This window comes from Ideonella sp. P3_A4, assembly GCF_056403075.1.
Map to the genome: position 1 here is coordinate 1 of NZ_JBFUGE010001204.1, position 907 is coordinate 907.

General features: G+C 63.9%; 1 protein-coding gene. It reads right to left on the reverse strand.

The window, feature by feature from the left end; all coding sequences use genetic code 11:
- On the reverse strand, positions 1-907 hold a 907-nt coding region (locus AC1DYI_RS36990), incomplete at both ends, for an Hsp70 family protein (protein ID WP_477209050.1).

The following is a 907-nucleotide window of genomic DNA, read 5'->3' on the forward strand; positions in this document are numbered from 1 at the left end:
CTTCAGAGCGGCCTCGATCTTTTCCTTCTCGCCGGCGTCCAGCTTCTCGCCATGCTCACCCAGGCTCTTCTTGACCGAGTGGATCATCGCGTCGGCCTGGTTGCGGGCCTGCACCAGCTCGAGCTTCTTCGCGTCTTCAGCCGCGTTCAGCTCGGCGTCCTTGACCATCTTCTCGATCTCGTCCTCGGACAGGCCGGAGTTCGCCTTGATGGTGATCTTGTTCTCCTTGCCGGTGCCCTTGTCCTTGGCATTCACGTGCAGGATGCCGTTGGCGTCGATGTCGAAGGTGACCTCGATCTGCGGCAGGCCACGCGGTGCCGGCGGGATGCCTTCGAGGTTGAACTCGCCCAGGCTCTTGTTGCCCGTGGCCATCTCGCGTTCGCCCTGGTAGACCTTGATCGTCACGGCCGGCTGGTTGTCGTCGGCGGTCGAGAAGGTCTGCGCGAACTTGGTCGGGATGGTCGTGTTCTTCTTGATCATCTTGGTCATCACGCCGCCCAGGGTCTCGATGCCCAGGCTCAGCGGGGTGACGTCCAGCAGCAGCACGTCCTTGCGCTCGCCGCCCAGCACCTGGCCTTGCACGGCCGCGCCCACGGCGACGGCTTCGTCAGGGTTGACGTCCTTGCGCGGCTCCTTGCCGAAGAACTCCTTGACCTTCTCCTGCACCTTGGGCATGCGGGTCATGCCGCCGACCAGGATCACGTCGTCGATGTCGGCCAGCTTCACGCCGGCGTCCTTCACCGCGATGCGGCAGGGATCGATCGTGCGCTCGATCAGCTCGTCGACCAGGCTTTCCAGCTTGGCGCGGGTCAGCTTGATGTTCAGGTGCTTCGGGCCCGACGCGTCGGCTGTGATGTACGGCAGGTTGACGTCGGTCTGCGTGCTGTTGGACAGCTCGATCTTGGCC